Below are 7730 nucleotides of genomic sequence, written 5' to 3'. Positions count from 1 at the left end.
TTTTAAAAACGTCACATTGTCACCTGCCAAAACGAGTCTGCAGGTGCAGTGCTTGTCTCTGCTTTTTTCTCATATTTCTTTAAAAGATCCGCAATGTCTGTTTTTTCATTACTTGTTTTTTCCGCTTCATTCTCCGTGCTGTTCCAGCCGCCCAAAAGCGGGTAGTGTTTTTTTCTGAATTCCGGCGGCTGAGGCGCCCGGTGATGTTCCCGCTGCCTTTCACCTCTGTATTCCTCAACGAGGATATGAGCATTTGTCCCGCCGTCAGGAAATGAACTCTGAGCTGCGACGCGGGGTTTCTTCTCTGAATGCCAATCAACGGGTTCACGATTAAAATGAATACGCGACGCTTCAAAGTCATAATGTTCAAATGGCTCACGCGCTGATAAGAAAGGCGGAATCCGCCTATGATAGACGCTCAGCACACATCGGATGAAGCCCGCAAGACCTGAAGACAGAAGCAAATGCCCTACATTCGGTTTCACCGATCCGATCCGGCAGGGCAGAAGCGTTTTCCGGTTCAGCTGATAGACATCTGAGAGCGCCTTGATTTCCACCGAATCAACGATTGGGGAACCGCCTCCGTTCACTTCTATATATCCAATGTCTTCGGGCGACTTTTCCGCCATGTCAAGCGCAGTTTGAATCGCATCTCTCTGCGCTCTTATATTCGGTGAACCGGGACCGAGCGTCCGGCCGTCATTGTTTACCGAGACGGCTTTTATGACGCCGTAAATACGGTCTCCGTCCCGCACCGCATCGCTCAATCGTTTGATAAAAACCGCCCCCGCTCCTTCTCCGAGCACTTCTCCCGCTGATTCACGGTCGAATATATGAAACACGCCGTTCTCATTTAAAATATGGCGCGCTCCGAATAACCGGTGCGCGGACGGAGATAAGAGCAGACTCACCGAACCGACTAAGGCCGCGTCAATTCTTTTGGCCAAAAGGGCGTCTTTTGCAAAGGACAGCCCGATCAGCCCTGAGGAACAGGCTGTATCCACGACAAGGCTCGGCCCTGTGACATTCAAAAATCGTGAAATGTTGGCCGCCAAATAGTTTTGCCCCGCCCCCAAAATCGGGTTAGGCGCCTGCAGGATATGTTCCATACCGACTGAAGGCTGCGCCCTGCCGCCGATGTACACGCCGACTTTCCGGCCCGATAAATCCTTTTGGCCGTACCCGGCATCATAAACGGAATGAACCGCTTCTTCTAATATGATCCGCGCCTGAGGGTCCATAATTGCCGCGTCTTTTTCAGAGATGCCGAAAAAGCCCGCATCAAACATGTCGATATCATCAATCCACCCCGCATAATCTTTTGCATTTGCTGTTGCATGCCAGCGCGATGCGGGGACAGGCCGAATGGCGGTGTTTCCTTTCATCAGCAGCTCCCAAAAAGCATCCGTTCCGCCCGCCCCCGGAAAACGGCAGGACATACCGACGACGGCAATATCGTCTTCGGTATCCGCTTTCGGCTTCATGGATGTTCTCTCTTCAGCGGCGGCGGTTAAATCAGGCTGGACGTCCCTGTCTTGAACGAAACCATTTTCTTTTGTCACAAAATCGGCTTCATGATGCGCTGCGAAATAGTCAACCATTTCTGTAATCGTTTGATATTGAAGCATTAAGGACGGTGTTAACTTTATGCTGATCCGTTTTTGCAGTGATTGAACCAATTCCGCAAAGAGTATTGAGTCAATCCCGTATTCATCAAACGGCATATCATCTTTTATCTGCTCATCCGTCATTTTCAGTTCTTCGCTGAAGACGGTGCGCACCCATTTACGAATCGTATCCTTCACCTTTTGGTCACCGGCAGTGCTTTTTTTCACGGGAGCTTCAGATTTCTTCACCTTCAGAAGATCACCAAAATCAGTCTCACTGTCTTCTGGAACACAAGGAATTCCGCAGCTTTGTCCGTTTAAAATGATGTAATCTAAAAACTTCAGTCCGTCTTTGGCAGACAGCCTGGAAAGTCCTGATTTTTGATAAGCAGGTGTTTCCGGCAGGCCTTCAGCCATGCCGGTTTCTTTCCAGACGGGCCATTGAACGGCTTTAACAAACACGTTCCCTTTACCTGCTTGATGATTTGCAAAAGAGTCCATAAACGAATTAGCCATCGCGTAGTCACTTTGCCCCGCAGCAAGCGAAGGGATCAGGCCCGAAACGGATGAGAACAAAATAAAAAACGACAGCGGCTCATTCTGAACAGCTTCATAGAGACCGCGAAGCCCTGTTACTTTCGGCGTGCAAACGCTTTCGATTTCAGTTTCGGTTTTGTTATAAAAAGCGGGGTGTTCTCCCATTGCACCCGCGCAATGAAAAACGCCGGTAATCGATCCCATTGTGCCGCGGATGCTGTCCGTCATTTTCCGGAGCCCCTTTTGATCCGTAAGAGAAACGCTGTAATAGCGGATCTCCGCGCCCCGCTCGGCTAACCTCTGCATCCGCTCGGCTTTTTCCGGGAGAATGCCGTCTTTTTTCATGTCTGCCCACTTTGAGGAATCGGGAAGCGGCTCCCGCCCCATGATGACCAGTTTCCTGCATCCGCGTGAAACGGCATGCTCCGCCGCAATTGCGCCGATCCCGCGCGATCCGCCCGTTATTAACAGCACATCATCAGACGAATAGGAAAGCTCAGGCGCCGCCGAAACATTCATACCCTGCTTCAGAAACGGCACATAACGGCGATTCAGCCTGTAGCAGCATTCACTGACGCTTTTGGCCCGCGGCTGTAAAAATTCAGTCTCAATCTGTCTGCTTAATTCTTCTGTATGCTCAATCTCACAATCGCTATCTATCGTAAAAGAATGAATGTTGGCATACTCAGCGCCCAGCATCCGGTACAGCCCCGCCGTTTTCGCCCCTTGCATCAGAGGTTTACTTTCCTTGAAAGGCTGGAGGCGGTGTGTCACTTGGCTGAACACAGCGACGCTATGACGGAATGATTCAAGAGCCTGCTGTAAAAAGGCAAGCTTTCCGTGTTCTATCTCTTCCTGCCGTTCATATTCCGCGTCATATGCGGTTATGTCGACGACCCCGAGTATGTGTTTGTTTTGAAGAGACTCCCGCACTCTGCCGTAAAGGTTTCGCCCCGATGCGGCGGCGTAATAATCGGCGCCGTCTTTTGCCTGATGGATGAAGCAGATCGTTTCAATATGGCCGTTTCCTTTAAAAAGAGCATCGGCCAATCGGCTTGTCTTATCAGTTGCAAGTATCATTACTGTTCCTGATAATGCTTCAGATTCCGCCGGATCTTGCTGCTTCCAGTCTTTTTGAAGAATGATCTTTTGGTTTTCCGCCGGTTCGTCTGTCTGTTTCCGGATATCCGCGGGCACAGGCACCCAATACCGCTCCTTCGCGAACGGATATACAGGAAGGCTGACCCGTTTCGGCTTCTCTCCTTCGTATAACAGGCTCCAGTCAACGGCGGCTCCTTTTGCCCACTCAGTGAGCAATCTGGAATATTGCTTGTTTTTCAGCAGCCCGGCCATTCCTGCTGATGATATATCATCTTGAGCACGTCCCCGGAAACATCCTTCAATTTCTGTTTTCCGTTCAAGCACATCCTTCAGTTTCGCTTGCAGGCCGCAAACGGATGTAACGATCAATGCCAGCCGTTCAGGCATCGCTTCTCTGCCAGCTTGAAGCGTGTAGGCCAGGTCTTTAAGGTTGACTTCTTTTTCCCGTAAAAAGCGGTCATACCGTTTGACATATTCTAATAGGCGTTCTTCATTTTTTGCCGAAAGCAGAAACAGAACCGGCTCGTCTTCCCGTATATTCACCGATTTCTTTTCAGCCTGCAGCGGCAGATATTCTTCTATGACAAAATGGGCATTGCTCCCGCTGGCGCCAAAAGAACTTAAACCCGCTCTTCTCGGCTGGTCAGAATGTGACGGCCGTTCCCATTCTACCAGCCGGTCCGCCACATAGAACGGCGTGTCCGGAAACGGAATATGGGGATTCAGCGTGTCCGTGTGCAATGACGGAAAGATTTCTCCATGCTTCAGCTGCAAAAGCACCTTTGTTAATCCGGCGATCCCGGCGGCTCCTTCTAAATGGCCGATATTTGATTTGGCAGAGCCGATGGCGCAAAACCGCTTCTTGTTTGTCCATTTGCGGAATGCGCGGCTCAGCCCTTCAATTTCAATCGGATCACCCAGAGACGTGCCTGTTCCGTGGGCTTCAATATAGCTCAAAGTCTCCGGATCAATACCGGCACTCTGAAAGGAATCTGTAATGACTTCCGCCTGTGATGCCGGATCAGGCACGGTCAAACCGGATGTTTTTCCGACATGGTTTAAAGCGGAGCCTTTTATGACGCCATATATCGGACAGCCCATTCTTTCCGCTTCTTGAACGGTTGTCAGTAACACCGCGCCGACGCCTTCTCCCGGCACATAGCCGTCACCGCCGTCGGCGAAGCTTTTGCAGACGCCTTCTGAAGACAGAAATCCGGCATTCGCCAAAAACGCATATTTATGCGGATGTGTGACCGCATTCACACCGCCGGCAATGGCGAATTCGCACTCCCCCCTTTTAATGCTTTCACATGCCAAATGTATGGATGTGAGCGAAGAAGAGCACATCGTATCAACAGCCATTGACGGCCCTGTAAAGTTCAGGCAGTGAGACACGATATTCGGAACAGAGGCAGGCGTCACGCCCATAGACAGCGGTGTGCCCCGCTGTGTGATTTCAGCGCCGAACAGCTCATAATGGCTCCAAAACACACCTGCGAATACCCCGACGCGTTTTCTCTTTTGTGAAGATGGCCCGCGCGCCGTTCTGTCCTGATAAAAACCGGCATCTTCACAAGCTTCCCAAGCCGTCTCTAAAAACAGCCGCGCCTGCGGGTCCATCATTTCAGCCTGGCGCGGAGTCAGATTGAAAAACAGCGGATCAAAGCTGTCTATGCGATCTAAAAATCCTCCGTAACGGTAGAACTGATCTGCTTCATATGAGAAAGGATAACCTTTCCATCTGTCTTTCGGCATTGTTGTGATGCAGTCTTTACCTGAGCGCAGATTTTGGTAAAATTCATCGATGCTTCCCGCCTGGGGATATCTTCCCGCCAATCCGATTACCGCAATATCGTGCTCTTCTGTATGTCTCTCTTGTTTTCGGCTCCTTCTCTTGACAGCTGCGTTGGATAATGAAGATCCGTTCTTGTCTCCCTTTGGACCCAATCGGCCCATGCTTTCAGTTACAGCGGGCTCCTTCCCGTATAAAATAACGGATTGCAGCTTGCCGAGACGCAGCATATATTCAAGTGAAGCCATCCCTTCCCCGGCCGGAAGCGGGCTGGTGCCAGTTGCATCATTCATGATCTCTTTCATCAAGCTGTCAACCTGCATGCCGCCATCTTCCCAAAGCGGCCAGTTGATCGTCATAGAAGCCCCGGTCCGTTCGCCTTTTTCCGCTTTGCAATCGCGATATTTCATATATTCATCCATAAAAGCGTTCGCTGCGGCATAATCTGTCTGGCCCGCATTTCCGGCCAACGCCGAGAATGAGGAAAATACGGCGAAAAATTCAAGCGGTTCATGCCGTGAAGCTTCGTCCGTATGAATCAGGCCGCTGATTTTCGGCAGAAACACCTGCTTCAAGTCAGAACTGTCTTTTTGGATGATAAATTGATCTTTTAAAACACCGGCGCAATGAAAAATACCCGTCAGCCGGCCGAAGGTTTCTGTAATCTGAGCAAATGCCCGCTCTGTTTCGGTTTTATTGCCGATGTCCGCTTGAACGTAAAGAACTTCTGCGCCCAATGCTTTCAGTCTGCTGATCTTCTCAGACTGTTCCGCCGAACGGCCGATGAGTGCGAGCTTCACCTTTTCTTTTTCTGCAAGGTGACGGGCAAGCAGAAATCCAAGACCGCCGAGACCTCCTGTAATGACATATACGCCGTTTTGTTTCCAAGGAGACTGTGTCTGCCCGTCCAGTTTCTCAATACGTTCGAACAATCTGATCTGCCGCATATTGTCTTTATACCGAATGTCTGTGCAGCCTGCATAAGAGCAGTATGCTTCTGTTCTAATGATTGCGGCCGTCTCACTTGGCAATCTCTCATTCTTGTCACAGAAGGTGATCACCTGAGTGCGAAGAGCCGGATTTTCCAGATGTGCCGTTTTCAGCATAGCCCCGAGAGCGGAAGACAATGCCGCTCCATTCTCGACGGCGCATACAAGCTGAATCAATGTATGTTCTTTCGGATGGTCTGTCAGTTCCCGTTTGAGCATACGAAATATGCGCTCGGCATCTGCTCCAAACTGCTCATCTGCAACCTCATGCTCCCTTTTCAGTTCTATCACTTCCGCTTCCGGGCAATGTGCGCCGAGTTCACCGGTGAGACGGGGTCCTGCATCGGCAGCGATAATGAGATGACGGGTGTGTTTTTGCCCGTTCTGCACCGCCGTTTCCAGCGGATGATCTTTCCAGGCGGGTTCAAAAAACAGAACCTCATCAGCGATGTCAGCATCTGATGTATGCCGTTCTTCGGCCGAATCTTTCAGCACACAGCCCGCTTCATTGATAAGGTAATCCGCAAGGCGGCGGACAGATGAATATTCAAAAAGCAGTGTCGGATAAAACTGCTGCTGAAAAGTCTGCTCTAATATCTTTACAAGCTTCAGCAAATGCGCCGAGTCAAGCCCCATATCATAAAAGCCTTTCCGCACATCAATATCCTGTGCCGGACGATTGATCAGCCTGGCGATTTCCGTCTTTATGTAAGTCGCCATGTTTTGTTCCGGCGTTTGCTGTTCAGACACGTCTTCTGCGGCCACAGGACTTTCGGGCTCTCCACGGCCGCTTCTGTTCTGCTGAGGCGGCTTCTCTTTGTCTATCAGATGGGTAATCATATTCGCTTGTCTGACCCTTTTTACTGTCAGTTTCTCACATTCGGCCAATACGTTCCCTGCCCTGTCGTAAATCGTGAAGTCGGCCGAATAAACATCAGGTTCGCTGTCTGATGCGCCGCTTTCAGTGCGGCTGTTTTTCGCAGAATAAGTGTAAATCGTTTTCGGAAACGGCTGATACATGCAAAAACGATTGATCATAAAAGGAATATAAGGTGTGTCATTTTGCTTTTGGGCCGACAATGCAAAGGAAGAGCCGGCAAGGGTGGACGCATCTAAAAAAGCCGGATGCGCCTTAAATTTCTCCCGGAATCCTTCAGCCAAATCACTCAGAGTAAGCTCCATTAATTCTTCTTTATCCTGAAGCTGATAAACGGCCCCTTCATTTTTCATAAACTCGCCATGCTCAATATGGCTTCTTCTTGCAATTCCGTAAATGTCATGCATGTCCCATTTTCGGCTTGCGTTTTTCATGAATGCTTCAATATTCAGTTCTTTTGCCCGCGGCGTGTCTTCTTGCAAATAAAGCTGGCATTCCATATTCTCATCCCGGTTTCCGCCAAGCGGTGTGCCGTTTTTTGCTTTTTCGCTAGTAATCTCAACTTTCCAGCTGTCACGCGCCGGCGTAAAAGTCACATACAGGTGTTTATCAAACTCTTCAGATGTTACAACAGGCTGCTTAAAAATAATCTGTCTTAATTCTATAGGCCTTTCACCGAGATACCCGGCGGCGAGCCGATACAGCATATCTATTAAAGTCACGCCCGGGAGGACGCGGATTTGATGAACGCGATGATCCCGGACGATATAATTCGTATGGCTGATTTTCTGCAGGAACGTTTTGACTTGATCGGTGGCAACTGCCAA

At 49.8% G+C, this 7730-nt stretch carries 1 protein-coding gene; it reads right to left on the bottom strand.

Annotated elements, in window-relative coordinates:
* Positions 1-11 precede the first annotated feature (11 nt).
* Positions 12-7730: a type I polyketide synthase gene (locus OQ477_RS03220; protein ID WP_265971361.1), complete on the bottom strand. Its 7719-nt coding sequence runs from the start codon at positions 7728-7730 to the stop codon at positions 12-14.

The organism is Bacillus sp. ChL18 (assembly GCF_026241425.1).
Lineage (GTDB): Bacteria > Bacillota > Bacilli > Bacillales > Bacillaceae > Bacillus > Bacillus velezensis.
The sequence above is the reverse complement of the archived record's forward strand: the minus strand, read 5'-3'. Positions and strand labels throughout refer to the sequence as shown.